Origin of the sequence: Asticcacaulis tiandongensis, assembly GCF_006475605.1 — a bacterium.
Classification (GTDB): domain Bacteria; phylum Pseudomonadota; class Alphaproteobacteria; order Caulobacterales; family Caulobacteraceae; genus Asticcacaulis; species Asticcacaulis tiandongensis.
Genome location: NZ_ML636837.1, coordinates 1 through 14,447 on the forward strand (window position 1 = coordinate 1; position 14,447 = coordinate 14,447).

The following is a 14,447-nucleotide window of genomic DNA, read 5'->3' on the forward strand; positions in this document are numbered from 1 at the left end:
GACTACCGCCGCCTGCGTTTCCCTTTCCAATCTCACAATGTCAAAGACCCAAACAACCAGACCAGCCTAGCCGACCCGGCGAACAACTTATCCTAAGCTGTCAGAAGGAGCGGCGTATATAACCGCTATTTTTTTCCAGTCAAGCCGTTTTATAAAAAACTTCTAAACCAGATCGCCTCAATTCTCGTCGTTGCCTCAGAGCCTTTTTAGCGAAGAGCGGCGCTTATAACCGCTCCAAATTCTCAGTCAAGTCCTTATTTTAAAAATGTTTTTCAACACCAAAACCAGAAACTTAACCCCGCCAGATCCAACACCTCAAAGGCACCGTCTCCGCCAGAGCGGCGTAACTACGCCCCACCCAACTCAGAGTCAATCAAAGAAAATCACTTCCCCGATTCAGTCCACAAGAAGTCCAAATAAGCCAGACAGGCTAACCCGCCGCTATATATTGCTTGAGTGTATGGGCCTCATGTTCTGCCTGTGCGATCTTGGCCTTAACGAGATCACCAATAGAGACGATACCAGCCAGACGCTGACCCTCCATAACCGGAAGATGGCGGATACGACGATCCGTCATACGCTCCAATAAGGAATCCACGGTTTCACCCAGAGAGGCGACAATAACGTCCTTAGTCATAATTTCCTGCACGGGACGCTCAAGGGCGCTGGCACCATATTGTGCGAGCGCTCTAATGACGTCGCGCTCCGATACAATGCCAACCACGCGCCCAAGCCGATCCGCCACAACAAAGGCACCGACCTTACGCGCATATAGAAGTGCCGTTATAGAAGACACTGTTTCATCGGGCGTCGCGGTAAAGACCTGATGACCCTTGGCGTTCAGCAATTGATTTATCAGCATAGCCACCCTCTCCCATAGCGCTATACAACAAGAGAGGCAGAATTACCCACAGGGAGCAGACTGACAAGCACTAATTTGACTAAAATGTCAAATCTGCGTGAAAGAACGATTTGTGAAAGAGTTTAAGCCAGATGCCTATGGTCAGAAGACCGAAGACATAGCCGAAAATATGCGCTTCCCAGGCAATAGGCCCGCTGCCCGGCGTTATAACCACAAAGGCCGACAATATATTGATAAGCCCCCAGGCCAGTGTCATACCTACCACACGTGGATGCGTTAATGGCAGGAGGTAGCCGCGCCCAAGACGGATAGCCGCCCCCATCAGGCCGGACACAGCACCGGAAGCCCCAATCAGATAGACATAACGATCCGGATAGACCGCACAGTACATCAGGCCCGCCGCTATCCCACAGACTATATAATATATAAAGAATGAGGCGGCGCCCGAAGGTCCCGTACCAAAAGCGCGTGCCACACCGCTGGCGAAGGCCAGTGCGAAGAACCCGTTAAGCAGCGCGTGCCCCCAGTTACCGTGCAGAAACAGCGACGTCACCAGATTGTATGAGGTTGGCACAGAGAGCTGCGCCGGATTAAGGCCGAACAGATAGACCAGATGCTCATCTGTGCCAAAAGTGGATTGCAGCGCATAGAGCCCCAAAATGAGCCCGATCAGCGTCATGGCTGGCCAGGGCGCGGTAAAAATAGGCTCTTTCACAGGGTGATTCATTACGGATTTTCGCTCTCTGGCCGATATTCGTAGCGGCATATAGACCACATTTAACCTTAAAGGACTGAATTTTAAGCCCGCATGCCACTTTTTCCTGAAAAATATACCTAATTTTTAAGGTTCCGCACGAGATTGGCACTCTTATTGCTTTCCCCTTTCAAGCGAAGGGGACTGCCCCCGACAGGAGTGTTCCATGTCTTTTGGTAAAATTTCGGCCATCGCCCTCATGGGGGTAATGATCGGATCCGGTGTACAGGCCCAGTCGATGTCGACGGCATCGGCAGGTTTTGAGACCGGTTATGGCCGCGCACGTGGCGCGGAAGAACGCGCCATCAACCCATCCACGCGCGATGCCAACGGCAATCGTCTGATGCTTGACGGTGTGATTGTGACGGGTTCGGACAATAGTGTTTATTCCCAATCGCGCACCTATGGGGCGGGCGATTCCTATTCCGGCGCAGGTGCGCTCGGCGGGGCCACGGCGATCGGTAACTATCTCTCGGTCGTGGTTCAAGGCAACTACAACACCGTGATCATCGACTCCACACAGATTAATAACGGTGACATCACCGCGACCAACAAGAACCAGACCGCGACTGCCGGTGCTGAAACGGATATTACAGGAAGCCTAGCATGGTAACCCCCAAGACAAGAAAATCTTTTGCCCGCACCCGCACAGGCCTGAGCCTGATTGCCCTGGCTGCCGGTGCCATGACCTTAAGCGCCTGTGTGTCACCAACGGCTGGCCCAAGCGGCCTCTATGCCCGTCCTATCGGCAATGCGCCGGTAACTGCCAACCCGACGGCCTATTCTGACGCACTGGTCTGCCTTGGCACCTACGCCCGTCAGCACCGTCTGGCCTCGCCGCGTATGGCCGTTGGTCGGATTTCTGACTATACGGGTAAGGTCGAATATGAAGGTGGTCGCAAGATCACGCAGGGTGCATCCCTGATGGCCATGACCGCACTGGCCAAGTCCGGTGCTCGTCAGGTCGAGCGTTTCGACACTTCGGTCTCCGAGCTTGAGCTGAAATATGCCAACAATAAGCTGATTACCGATGCCCCTATGGCCAACCCGCTTGAGGCCGGTGATTATCGCCGCATCATGGCCGGTCAGATTGCCGGTTCCGATTTCCATATCGTCGGCGGCATTACCGAACTGAACTACAATATCCGCTCAAGCGGCATTGATGCCTATGTCGGCGATGCCGATCCGCGTGACACCAAGGGCATTTTCAACGGTCGTCTTTATGTGATGAACGTTGCCCTTGACCTGCGTCTGGTCGATACCCGCACGCTTGAGGTTGTGGACGTCATTTCCTATCAGAAGCAGATTATTGGCCGCGAAATCAAGGCCGGTGTATTTGACTTCTTTAACGGCAACATCTTCGACATCTCTGCCGGTGAAGGCGGCCTTGAGCCGATGCAATTGGCGGTACGCGCCCTTATTGAACGCGCCACCCTTGAGTTCATGGCCAATCTCTATGGTGCTTCCGGCCCCGAAGTCTGCCTGAGCGCCGATAACGACTTCCTTAATTACGATGACCCGACCATTGGTCGCACCGGCGCTCTGACGCCCGCCTATGATAATCTGGAGCAGAACAATGCTGGCACGCGCGAAGATCCTAACCGTTGGCACAATACTCGTAGCCGCTCCGGTTCTTCTGAGCGCAACAGCCGCTACTAGTCAGGTCGTTATCGACAACGTTCAGTTGGAATCCGGCGATATCTTCGCCAATAACCAGTTGGATGTCGTCGAGAACAATGGCCTGACGCAAGCCCTGACGACGGCGCATGGCAATACGGTGAGTGGCGGCAATAGCTTTGTCGACGCCACCGTCACCTCGCGTCAGACCCTTGAAGGCAATGCCAGTGCCCGCACGGTCATTAATGGCACAGCCGCGCCTGAGGATTACCGCAGCTCTCTGGGCACCGGTGTGCATGTCACGACCCAGACAACGGGTAACTATGGGGCGCATACGGCCTGGCAGGGCAATGCCGTGACGGATACACAACAGACCGTTGACACGGCCACTGTTCACGCCGGCACGCAGATCAATTCGGATAATAATTCGATTTACCGCAGCGGCGAAGTCAACACACTGGCCATCGCCAACCATCAGGCCTATCAGGTCGATCAGGGTCGTCTGGAAAGCACAGCCGTTCAGACATCAAACGCTGAAACCCGCGCCCGCACAGGTGTTGTGCTGCGCTATTCGCCGTCGCCTAATCTCTATACGGCCAGCGCAACCAGCAACAACTACACATCCAATAGCGATGATCGCGGATCGCAGGAACATGTAGTGACGCAAGACGTAACCGGTCGCACCGAAGCTTATGTCTCGGCCAATCTGGGCAACTCCTGGCACGTCGCCAATCAGTCTGCGGCCACCGGCAATAGTGTGAGCCTCTATAATACCGGAGGGTCTCTGGTTACCGAAACGGCCCAGACCAATGAAGGTCAGGTGCAATCCACCAGCGTCATGACCGCCTATCAGTATGGCGAAGCCCATTCACAGGCCTATGGCGTCGGCAACACTATGTCCGCAGGTAATGGCGATATCTATCTTAATATCGACAACAACCAGTTCAATTCCGGCCCTATCGATGTCCTGGCTTCGTTCGAAAGTCAGGGCAGCGGTTATGACACCTACGTCACCGCCGATGCCGTGGGCAACTCAGCCACGGGCTATGCCTGCGGCGACTGCCGCGCGGACATGACGGTCACCAACCGTCAGACCAATACCGCAGGCGTCAACGCAACCGCAGACGTTAGTGTAAACTCGGGACGCTCGATTGTCTCCACTGCCCGCGCAGTCGGCAATTCGGCCACCTATTATGTTACGGGCAACCGCTAACAGCCTGTCTGAGATTTAACTTTATTCAGACACAAAACTTTGTAAGGGTCGCGTCCATATTTAATGGAGGCGGCCCTTATGTTTTCGCGCAAACTGTTTGTTTGTACCCTTATAAGCTTTGCAATGGCCTCAACGGCCCTGACGCCCGTAAGCGCTTATAGCGCCCCTCCTGCGAAATCCACATTGGTTGCCGCGCCCAAGGGCGGGATTGAGTTCCCCCATGACCATAGCGACATAGCGCCGGATCCGGCCACCCGTTTCGGTCGCCTGCCGAACGGTTTTACCTATATCATCTATCCCAACAAAACACCGCCAGGCGTGGTGTCCGTGCGTTTGCGTGTTGCCGCCGGTTCGTTGCAGGAATCCGATCAGCAACTCGGTCTGGCCCACTTTGTCGAGCACATGGCCTTTAACGGCTCAAAGAATGTGCCCGAAGGCGAGATGGTGAAAATCCTCGAGCGTCATGGTCTACAGTTCGGGCCGGACACCAATGCCTATACGTCTTTCGGCGAGACGGTCTATATGCTCGACCTACCGAAAAATGACGCGGAAATCGTCGATACCGCCCTGTTCCTGATGCGTGAAACGGCGGGCAATCTGAACATGGATATTGCCGCCATTGATAAGGAGCGCGGTGTGGTTCTGGGCGAAGAACGTGTGCGCGATACGCCACCGCTCAGAGCCTATGTCGATTTCATCAAGACCGCTTTCCCGAACCAGCGCCTGTCGAAACGACTGCCGATCGGCTCGGTGGACACCATCCGCACCGCACCAGCTCAAGCCTTCGTCGACTATTATAATGACTTTTACCGGCCTGAGCTGACCACCCTGATTGTGGCTGGAGACATCAATCCTGATGAAATCGAAGCCAAGATCAAAGACCGCTTCACCGATCTTGAGGCGCGTTCCGACCGTCCGCTTCAGGATACGGATTTCGGCCCCTATACGCCTCTGCCCCTGACGGCACACAGCTATACCGAAGCGGGTTTGCGAAAATCCATTCAGATCAACTGGTTCAAACCGTTTGATGATCGCTATGAAACCCAGTCAGTGCTTGAGGAAACCCTGCTCGACAATCTCACCCTAAGCATTCTCAATCAACGCCTTGAGCGACTGGCCACCAGTGATACCGCCGAATTTATTTCGGCTGGCGCAGGTCAATCCGGCCTGCCGCACACCGCCGACAGCGTGTCACTGGCGGTTATTCCGAAGCCCGGCCGTGACCGTGAATCCTTTGAACAGGCCTTCACGACCTTGCGCCAGTTTGAAGCCTTCGGCGTGACTGACGCAGAAATTGAACGGGTTCTGAGTAACTGGGACGCCAGTTACGAGGCTGCGGCCAAGGGGGAAAACACCCGCAATACAGGCAGCATTGTCAGCGGCCTGACCGGTGGCCTTGAGGATCGCAGCGTCTATAATTCGCCCTCTCAGGCGCTGGCATTATATAAACAGTTGCGTCCCAAACTGACGCGCGATGCGGTCAATGGCCGTGCCAAAACGCTGTTTGCCGGCGATGGCCCTATGATTACCCATACGGCAGACGACCTGAAAGGCTTTGACAAGCCCGCCATGATCGCCAGTTTCAATGCGGTGCGCAGCCTGGCCCTTGAGGCGCCGATAGCCGTTGAGAAAAAGGCCTGGCCCTATACCGATTTCGGACAAGGCTCGGCTCTGGTGAGCGAAACCCAGCTGGCCGATTTAGGGGTCACCCAACTCAGCTACGCCAATGGCGTCCGCGTCAATATCAAACCCACGGACTTCAAGGATAACGAAATTCTGGTTTCGGTACGTTTGGGTAAGGGCGTTCGTGATTTCGGCACAGCCGATGCCGCCCCCATCACCGCCGCCAACTGGACGGGCATAACCGATGGCGGTCTGGGGCAGCTTGAGGCCGAAGAAATCCGCGAAAGCCTGTCGGGCCATATCTACGGCACCAGCTTTAACATAGGTAATGATGCCACGACCCTTTCGGGTACCACTACGCCTAACGATTTTGCCCTTCAGCTTCAGTATATGGCGGCTTTCCTGACCGATGCCGCCTTCCGTCCGTCAGCGTTTGAACGCATCAAAGGCCTGCTGCCTGACTATTATGCCAGCCTGTCGACCACCCCTAATGGCGTCTTCAGTCGTTACGGCAGTGTCATTTTGCATGGCGGGGATAAACGCTTCGGAATGCCGGAACCCTCAGAGGTTCTGGCGCTTGAAAATCAGACCCTGAAAACACTGGTTAGCGGCATATTCACCGGTGCTCCCCTTGAGATTACAATAGTCGGTGACATCACCCCCGAAGCGGTCAAGGCACAACTGGGTGACACCTTTGCCGCCCTGCCTCCGCGTCCTGCACCCGCCACAAAGGACATGTCTGCGGATGTGCGCTTCCCGCGTGACGGACTGCATCAGGTACTGACCCATCAGGGCCGTGACGATCAGAACCTGAGTCTGCTGGTCTGGCCCGCAACGGATTTTTACGCCAACATCCCCGAAAGCTATGCCACGGAGCTTTTGTCAGCGGTTCTGACCTTACATCTGACCGAGGAAATCCGTGAAAAACAAGGTGCGGCCTATGGCTCAACCTCAAGCGCCAGCCTGTCCGGCACCTTTAAGGACTTTGGTTACATCACCGCTTCGGCCACGGTCAAACCCGATATGGACCAGACCTTTTACGATTCCGTGGTCGCCATTGCCGAAGACCTGAAAGCCAGACCGATCAGCGATGACGACCTGCTGCGCGCCCGCAAGCCGGTGCTTGATCGTCAGGAGGTTCAGATCAAGACCAATGGCTACTGGCTCGGGGCCTTAAGCGGCATTCAGTCTGATCCGCGTCGCCTCGATAATATCCGTGAGCGCAAACAACGGCTTGAGCAGGTGACGCCTGCCGAGATTCAGGCCGTCGCCCAAAAGTGGCTACAGTCTGACCGCCTGCTGCGCATTCAGGTGAAACCCGCTGAAAAGGCAGAATAGGCAAAACAAAACCCCCGCCTCGGAAACGAAGCGGGGGTTTTGTTTAGACTAAGGTTTTTTGCGCTTACTGGACGAAGCCACCGACCCCACCGTCAAACACCATGTTCGACGAATAGGAGGCTGAGGATTGTTTGACGATCTCGCGTTGCGCCATATAGCTCTCGGTGGTCGTCAGTGTCAGAAGCTTAGTGCCTGCGCCGAATTTACGCAGCAGCGAGCGCTCATTACAGGCGCGGGCCGACTTCTGACGGCGGCATTCCAGACGACCGCCTTCGTGCCAAAGGGCATCGTTTTTGGCGCAGTCATAGCTCTTGCCATCGGCAATATATTGCAGGCGTGTACCGGCAATGCAGCGATAGACTTCGCCGGTATAGTTGCCATTGACGTCACGGCCACCAAAGACCTGTGAGGCCGGATGCGGCACACCCTTATCGTCAATACAGGATGCCTGAAGCAGCACTTCGCGGGTCACGATGCGTGAGGCTTCGTAGGATTCAAAGCCGCGCTCTTCCGCGCCCTGTACATTCAGGCCCATGCTGGACGGGATGCCTTGCGCCTGTGACCAGTTGCCATAGCCGCCGCCATAATAGACCGCGCCGGAACCGGAACCGTTATAGGAACCGGGACCTGCGTGTGCATTGGCATTGGCGCGGACGTTCACGTTGACATTGACGTTGACATTGCCACCGCATTTACCGCCACCGCAGCCCGGCATGTTCGGCCCACCCGGATGCACCGGTGGTGATGGCGGAGGCGGAGGCGCACAACCGTTTGAACACTGAGCCTGAGCCACCCCTGCGCCGCCAATGATGGCCACGACTGCCAGAGCGGCAAAAAAACTAAAAGGCTTCACGCGCATATGACGCTCCATAAAAGTCCAAATCCGTCAGATGTTCCAAATCAGTGCAAACGCATCTGTGGACATCCCTATCCGGACGATCTTAGCAAGAACCGTACCGGACTAATCCCCGTCAACTTATCCTGCTAAACTTGTCGTTTCCTTAAATTCAGACGTAAAATGCGAAAGAGTTTTCACTTTTTACGCGTTTTCAATGCCAATTTTCGGGCCTTTTGTGCCCCCCGGGGGATAAGACGCCCCCCAAGATGGTCCAAGATGACACAGAGACGCGGGCTTTGCGCCGGTCTCTTGATCAGCCCGCCTGACTGCGTCATGCTCAGGGTCATGACAGACACAAAAGACACCCATCAGAAACGGCTTGAGCAGCTTCAGGTATCATTGGTTGATGCCCAGATATGGTCGCAGGCCGAAGGCAAGAAGATCATTATAGTGTTTGAAGGCCGAGATGCCGCCGGTAAGGACGGCGCCATCAAGCGGATCATTGAGCCTCTGTCCATACGCCAGACCCGTGTCGTTGCCCTGCCGAAACCGTCTGATCATGAAAAGAGCCAATGGTGGTTTCAGCGCTATGTCGCGCACCTGCCGGCGTCAGGTGAATGGGCCCTGTTTAACCGGTCATGGTATAATCGCGCCGGTGTCGAGCGGGTCATGGGATTTTCAAGCGCCCATGAGCAGGAGATCTTTCTGCGCGATGTCAGGCCGTTTGAGACCATGCTGCACGATTCCGATATCACCCTGATCAAGTTCTGGCTCGATATCTCAAAGGATGAGCAGAAGGCGCGTCTGGAGGCGCGGCGTTCCGATCCGCTGAAGCGCCTTAAGGTGTCCGATCTCGATAAGGTGGCGCAGGATAAATGGGCGGATTATTCCAAGGCCCGCGATGTCATGCTGGCGCGGTCGCACCATGATGAAGGGGCCTGGTACTGCGTTAAGACCAACAACAAGAAAAAGGCGCGGGAAAATATCATCCGGCACATCCTGACGGCCATTGGCTGCCCGGCCTACAGCCAGACGCCGGAACCACCTGACCCTGAGGTGGTCTTCAGTTATGACGAGGTCATTGCCGGTAATAAAACCCTGTTCAAATAGAGGGTTTAATGGACGTTAACCTTGTTTGGTAACGCTTTCTTGACTCTGTTTAACCATCATGGCGCGACTGTGTCCTGCTGAGAACAGCGGGCGATGAACAAAAGGTTCCGAGTTAAGTTTACCGTGATGACCGAAGCCCCCCTGCATTCCCCCCGTTCAAGGGCCGCATTGAAAGTGTGCGGTGAATGCAATCTGTGCTGCACGGTGTACGACACCCCCGACATGGGCAAGAAGGCAGGCCAGACCTGTCAGCATTCAAAGTCTGATGGCGGATGCGGCATTTGGGGCCTGCATCCCGAAAGCTGTCAGGATTTTAAGTGCCTGTGGCTCAAGCATGATGACCTGAACGGTCTGTGGCGACCGGATACCGCCGGTTTTGTCATGCGCTTTGAGGCCGAAGGCAACAGCCTGTGTGTCGATGTGGATCCTCAGCGCCCGAACCACTGGCGACGCGAACCCTATTATGATCAGCTAAAACTATGGTCAGAAGGCATCAGACGCGGCGACAGCCGTGTGCTGGTCTATGCGGTCGAAGGCCTCTATGTCGTGACGCCTGACGAAGACCTGCTGCTGCGCAAACCGCGTCGCGGGGATCGTCTCGAAACCGGTATGGAATATACGCTGTTTGGCCTGACACCCTTCGCGCGCATTGTACCGGCGGCACAGATCCGGCAGTTAAAACGCGCCTGATTCCAAAAAGACCTGATCCTACTCGACTTTTGATACGGGCCGGTTCATCAAGGCATTATGAGCGAATCCGATCCCCTGTCCTTACCTGATGCGGCCCGAAAGAACTGGGTCGACGCCTATGCGCCCGCCTCTGTGCGCCCGTGGCTGCGGCTGGGGCGCTTTGATCGTCCTGCCGGTATCTGGCTCCTGTTTTTGCCGGGTATGATGGGGCTGCTTTATGGTGCAACGACACCGTCATGGGAGCTGGCCTATAAGCTGGTGCTGTTCCTGATCGGGGCCGCCCTGATGCGCGCCGCCGGATGCGCCTATAATGATATTGTTGACCGCGATATTGACCTTAAGGTCGCGCGCACGCGCCTGAGGCCGATTCCGTCCGGTCAGATTAGCATTAAACAGGCCGCCGCCTTTATTGTCGCCTGTTCGCTTATCAGTTTCCTGATCCTCATTCAGTTAGGCACCACGGCTATCTGGCTCGGGTTCGCGTCGTTGGGATTAGTGGCCGCCTATCCGTTTATGAAGCGCATCACCTGGTGGCCGCAGGCCTGGCTTGGCCTGACCTTTAACTGGGGCTTTCCCATGGGCTATGCGGCGATTACCGGACATATCACGGTCGCCGCCATGATATTTTACAGCGGTCTTATCTTCTGGACCATCGGTTATGACACCATCTACGCCTTGCAGGATCGTGAGGATGACGCCCTGATCGGTGTTAAGTCCAGCGCCCGTATTATGGGGGACAAGGTGCATCTTGGGGTCGGCATCTGTTATGCCATTGCCGTCGCCCTTACCGGATTAAGCGCCTATCTCGGCGGCCTGTCGCCCCTGTTCTATATTGGGCTTGCGGGTGTAGCGGTGCATCTGTGGCGTCTGGTGGCGACACTGGATACAGGCGATGGAGCCGGTGCGCTGAAACGTTTCAAGGCCAGTGGCCTTACCGGCCTGATCTGGGCCATAGCCATTATTCTGGGTCATCAGGGAGTATAACCATGCGCATCGCCCCTAAACTTATATCTACGCTGATGGCGACCGGTCTTTTAGTGACCGGTGTCGTTTCCTGCTCAAAGCCAAAAGACGAAGCCGCGGCAACAAGCACCCTGCCCCTGAGCTATAGTCACGGGGATGAAAATGCCGAGGTCAGCCTGACCCTGCCTGTGGATTTCCGACGCTTTCCGGCCCTGCATGAAACCCTTTATAGCGAAACCGAAACCGAGCTTAAGGCCTTCGTTGAGAATGCCACCAAGACCCGCGCCGACCTTAAGAGCGAAGGCTTTGACTCACCGCCCTATTTCCGCACGACCGTCTGGCACCTAAGCGGTGAAAGCCCGCAACTGGCCTCCTTCTATGCCGAGCATATGGAGTTTAGTGGCGGCGCGCATGGCAATATGAACTTCCAGACCATTTTGTGGAACAAGACGGACAATCAGCCGCTCGACTCCGCGGCCCTGTTCGTTCCCAATGCCGATTTCAGGGCGGTAGATACCTATCTCTGTACGCAGATTGAGGTCGAACGGTCGCGCCGCAACGAAACCCCGACACGTCAGAACCCCTCTGGCTTTCCTTGCCCGAAATTGCTTGAAAGCCGGATCATCCTGATCCCGTCAACAATAGCCGATAAATTCGGGGCGGTCGAAGCGCTTTACGCTCCTTATGATGTTGGCCCCTATGCCGAAGGTGCCTATCAGATCCGCATCCCGCAAAACCTGCTGCGTGAAGTGATTGCGCCTGATTATCGCGCCAATTTCGCCGGTGAGGCCGTGCCGCCAGTGGCCAAAGATAATGCGGGCTGATAGGCGCGAGACCTTTATTCGTCATCATACCGAGGCCTTGCCGGTACCGGCTCTGGCCGATATCCGGCTCTATCAGGCGCATGAGGTCACCGGCCTGTGGCAGATGACCGAAGCAGAGCTTGAGGCCCATAATCTGCCGCCGCCCTTCTGGGCCTTTGCCTGGGCTGGCGGTCAGGGTCTTGGGCTTTATATTCAGGACCATCCGCATATTGTTAGAGGTAAGCGCGTGCTTGATCTGGCCTGTGGGTCAGGGTTGGTCGGCATTGTTGCGGCCAAGTGTGGCGCAGCCGAGGTTACGGTCAATGATATTGATCCGTTCACGGAGGCGGCCTGTGCGCTCAATGCCGAACTGAACGGCGTGACGTTACGCTTTGACGGCTCTGATCGGCTGTCAGATGATATTCCTGAGGTCGATGTCATACTGGCCGGTGATATCTTCTACGAAAAAGGCATGAGCTCCGCCATGCTGACATTTTTACGCCGTGCACACGATAAGCATATTGCCATCTTTCTGGGTGACCCGCACCGTAGCTATCTGCCGCGTGAAGGCTTAAGGCGTGAAGCGCACTATGAGGTCGCCACCCAGACCACGATTGAGGACAGCCCCACAAAAACGGTCAGCATCTGGAGCCTGATATGAGTAAACACCACAAGATTGACTATATCGAATGGCCTGCCGGTGATCTGGGGCCGGTGCGTGAATTTTACGCTCAGGCCTTTGGCTGGGGCTTTGTTGATTATGGCCCGACCTATACCGCCCTTAGTGGGGCGGGTCTGGATGGCGGGTTTGACGCCGATGTGACGCACGCGACACCCAAACCGCTGGTGATCCTGTATAGCGACAACCTTGAGCAAAGCCGTGAGGCCGTGATTAAGGCCGGTGGCATCCTGACGCAGGATATTTTTGACTTTCCCGGCGGGCGGCGCTTTCAGTTTTCTGACCCGTCCGGCAATGAGCTTGGGGTCTGGAGTGATAAATAATTCACTTTGACCGGCAGGGCGATCAGGCCATAAGAGGATAATTTTCATATCCTCAATTTTACGGCCCTATGTCCGAACGCCTGATCACACAGTTAAATATGCGTCTCAAACCGTTTATGACTGATCGCACCCTGCGCTGGGGTTTGGGCGCGCTGGTGCTGGTACTGGCGCTGTTTAATTTCATGCGCGATCTCAATGATCCCAACAAGGCGTTCTGGGACGAAAGCTATTACGTCACCGCCGCCCAGCGCTATGAGGAACAGACGGCGCAATATGCCTCGCACCCGCCGCTGGGCTTCATGCTGATGGTCACGGGACGGGCAATTCTCAATGATAATAAACATATAGATGCCCATGAGGTCGCACGGGTCAAGAAGATAGACACGCGCGAAATCCCCAAAGGCTACAGCTTTGCCGGTATCCGCCTGATGGGGGCGCTGTTCGGGGTAGCCGGTGCGGTGCTGTTTTATCTTATCTGCCTGACCCTGACGCGTGAGGCCTTTTCGGCGTTTATTTTCAGTCTGTTATATGTTTTTGAAAACGCCTTCATTGTGCATTTTCGGGCGGCGCATCTTGATCCGTTTCAGATTACCTTTGCGCTGGCGGGGATTCTGGTGTGGCTCAGGGCCTTTGACGACAAAAGGCATGACGGGCTTAAGTCTGTGGCCCTGTTTGGGGTGCTGATCGGCCTGTCGTTCATGGTCAAGGTCAATACACTGGTGCTGCTGGTGCTGCCCGGACTTACGGTGCTGAGGGACATACTCAGGGCGGGCAAGTCATTGCCAAAGGTGATTGCTGACGGCCTGATGAAAGGCGCGGTGATGGTTGCGTCCTTTGCCGCCGTGGCCGTGGCGGTGTTTGCGCTCCATACCCTGATCAACCCAAAGGCGCCTGATTTTGCGTCCGAGTCCGGCAGACGCGACAAGGCCTATATGAGCGAGGCCTATATTGGCTGGCTTGAGGGGCGTGAACCCTTGAGTGCCACGGTGATGATCGATGCCACCAAGGGCTATTATGCCTATATGAAATACGATTTCACCGGCATCGTAAAGACGGAGAAAAACGGCTCGCGTCCGGCGGCCTGGCCGGTGATGTCAAAGATCATCAATTACCGCTGGGATTCCGGCGGCGGTCAGACCAGCTATGTGCAGATGGTGGGTAATATCTTAAGCTGGACGCTGGGCTTGCTGGCGCTTGGGGGCGCGGCTGTGTTGCTGATCCTCAGGTTTTATCGGTCACGCCCCTGGCTTGAGACGCGCGAGATGGACATGATGGCCGCCGTCTTTGGGATGTATCTCATCTTTATGGGGCTGCATATCTGGCTGGGCACCCAGCGGGTCATGTATATCTATCATTATTTTACCGGCCTGATCTTAAGCTATATGCTGTTGCCGCTGATCTGGCAGGTGCTTAAGGGGCGGTTTGTCGTGCTCGAAAAGCAGAAGGATTACGTCCTCGGTGGCCTGTGTGTCGGCATAGGGCTTTGCTTTTTGTGGCTAAGCCCCCTGACCTATCATTACCCGCTGACCCGCGCCGAGTGCGAGGCGAAGAACATCCCGTTCAGGATTGTGATCTGTCAGCCGATAGCTAAGCCAAATACCCCACCACCCCAATCCTGACGGATTGCGGTCCCC

General features: G+C 55.6%; 14 protein-coding genes. 11 read left to right on the top strand and 3 right to left on the bottom strand.

The annotated features are described in order from the left end of the window. Positions 1 to 430 precede the first annotated feature (430 nt). Both E5201_RS00005 and E5201_RS00010 read right to left on the bottom strand, forming a co-directional pair. Positions 431 to 862, bottom strand: a complete 432-nt coding sequence (locus E5201_RS00005) for a CBS domain-containing protein (protein ID WP_140983952.1) — start codon at positions 860 to 862, stop codon at positions 431 to 433. 79 nt (positions 863 to 941) lie between these two features. Beyond that, entirely contained in the window at positions 942 to 1,577 is a 636-nt protein-coding gene (locus tag E5201_RS00010; protein WP_181404488.1) for a rhomboid family intramembrane serine protease, read from the bottom strand. Between the two features lie 205 nt (positions 1,578 to 1,782). Between E5201_RS00010 and hfaA the strand changes: the two genes are divergently transcribed. The 4 genes from hfaA (at position 1,783) to E5201_RS00030 (ending at position 7,407) form a co-directional block, all read left to right on the top strand. Further along, entirely contained in the window at positions 1,783 to 2,229 is a 447-nt protein-coding gene (hfaA, locus tag E5201_RS00015) for a holdfast anchoring protein HfaA (protein WP_140983954.1), read from the top strand. After that, positions 2,223 to 3,275, top strand: coding sequence for a holdfast anchoring protein HfaB (gene hfaB, locus E5201_RS00020; RefSeq protein ID WP_140983955.1), 1,053 nt, complete (start codon positions 2,223 to 2,225; stop codon positions 3,273 to 3,275). Before hfaA ends, hfaB begins: the two co-directional genes overlap by 7 nt. Further along, on the top strand, positions 3,193 to 4,446 hold the full coding sequence (hfaD, locus tag E5201_RS00025) for a holdfast anchor protein HfaD (protein WP_140983956.1): 1,254 nt from the start codon (positions 3,193 to 3,195) through the stop codon (positions 4,444 to 4,446). The genes hfaB and hfaD overlap by 83 nt, the downstream gene beginning before the upstream one ends. A gap of 78 nt (positions 4,447 to 4,524) precedes the next feature. Continuing rightward, entirely contained in the window at positions 4,525 to 7,407 is a 2,883-nt protein-coding gene (locus E5201_RS00030) for a M16 family metallopeptidase (RefSeq protein WP_246050332.1), read from the top strand. Positions 7,408 to 7,471: 64 nt separating this feature from the next. On the opposite strand, the gene E5201_RS00035 is transcribed toward E5201_RS00030, so the two are convergent. Next, on the bottom strand, positions 7,472 to 8,266 hold the full coding sequence (locus E5201_RS00035; RefSeq protein ID WP_140983958.1) for a hypothetical protein: 795 nt from the start codon (positions 8,264 to 8,266) through the stop codon (positions 7,472 to 7,474). A 324-nt stretch (positions 8,267 to 8,590) separates the two neighbouring features. Between E5201_RS00035 and ppk2 the strand changes: the two genes are divergently transcribed. From ppk2 to E5201_RS00070, 7 genes are all read left to right on the top strand, one after another. Then, the gene (ppk2, locus tag E5201_RS00040) at positions 8,591 to 9,355 is read left to right on the top strand and encodes a polyphosphate kinase 2 (RefSeq protein ID WP_140984580.1); all 765 of its coding nucleotides are present in this window, start codon (positions 8,591 to 8,593) and stop codon (positions 9,353 to 9,355) included. 126 nt (positions 9,356 to 9,481) lie between these two features. Continuing rightward, positions 9,482 to 10,045: a hypothetical protein gene (locus E5201_RS00045; RefSeq protein WP_140983959.1), complete on the top strand. Its 564-nt coding sequence runs from the start codon at positions 9,482 to 9,484 to the stop codon at positions 10,043 to 10,045. A 57-nt stretch (positions 10,046 to 10,102) separates the two neighbouring features. Then, positions 10,103 to 11,029: a 4-hydroxybenzoate octaprenyltransferase gene (gene ubiA / locus E5201_RS00050; protein ID WP_140983960.1), complete on the top strand. Its 927-nt coding sequence runs from the start codon at positions 10,103 to 10,105 to the stop codon at positions 11,027 to 11,029. 2 nt (positions 11,030 to 11,031) lie between these two features. Beyond that, positions 11,032 to 11,832, top strand: a complete 801-nt coding sequence (locus tag E5201_RS00055) for a DUF3298 and DUF4163 domain-containing protein (RefSeq protein WP_140983961.1) — start codon at positions 11,032 to 11,034, stop codon at positions 11,830 to 11,832. Further along, positions 11,822 to 12,472 carry a class I SAM-dependent methyltransferase gene (locus E5201_RS00060; RefSeq protein WP_140983962.1) on the top strand — a complete coding sequence of 217 codons (651 nt, stop codon included), beginning with the start codon at positions 11,822 to 11,824 and terminating at the stop codon, positions 12,470 to 12,472. The genes E5201_RS00055 and E5201_RS00060 overlap by 11 nt, the downstream gene beginning before the upstream one ends. Continuing rightward, positions 12,469 to 12,813 carry a VOC family protein gene (locus tag E5201_RS00065; protein WP_140983963.1) on the top strand — a complete coding sequence of 115 codons (345 nt, stop codon included), beginning with the start codon at positions 12,469 to 12,471 and terminating at the stop codon, positions 12,811 to 12,813. The genes E5201_RS00060 and E5201_RS00065 overlap by 4 nt, the downstream gene beginning before the upstream one ends. Positions 12,814 to 12,929: 116 nt before the next feature. After that, the gene (locus E5201_RS00070) at positions 12,930 to 14,432 is read left to right on the top strand and encodes a phospholipid carrier-dependent glycosyltransferase (RefSeq protein ID WP_219993528.1); all 1,503 of its coding nucleotides are present in this window, start codon (positions 12,930 to 12,932) and stop codon (positions 14,430 to 14,432) included. Positions 14,433 to 14,447: the final 15 nt, after the last annotated feature.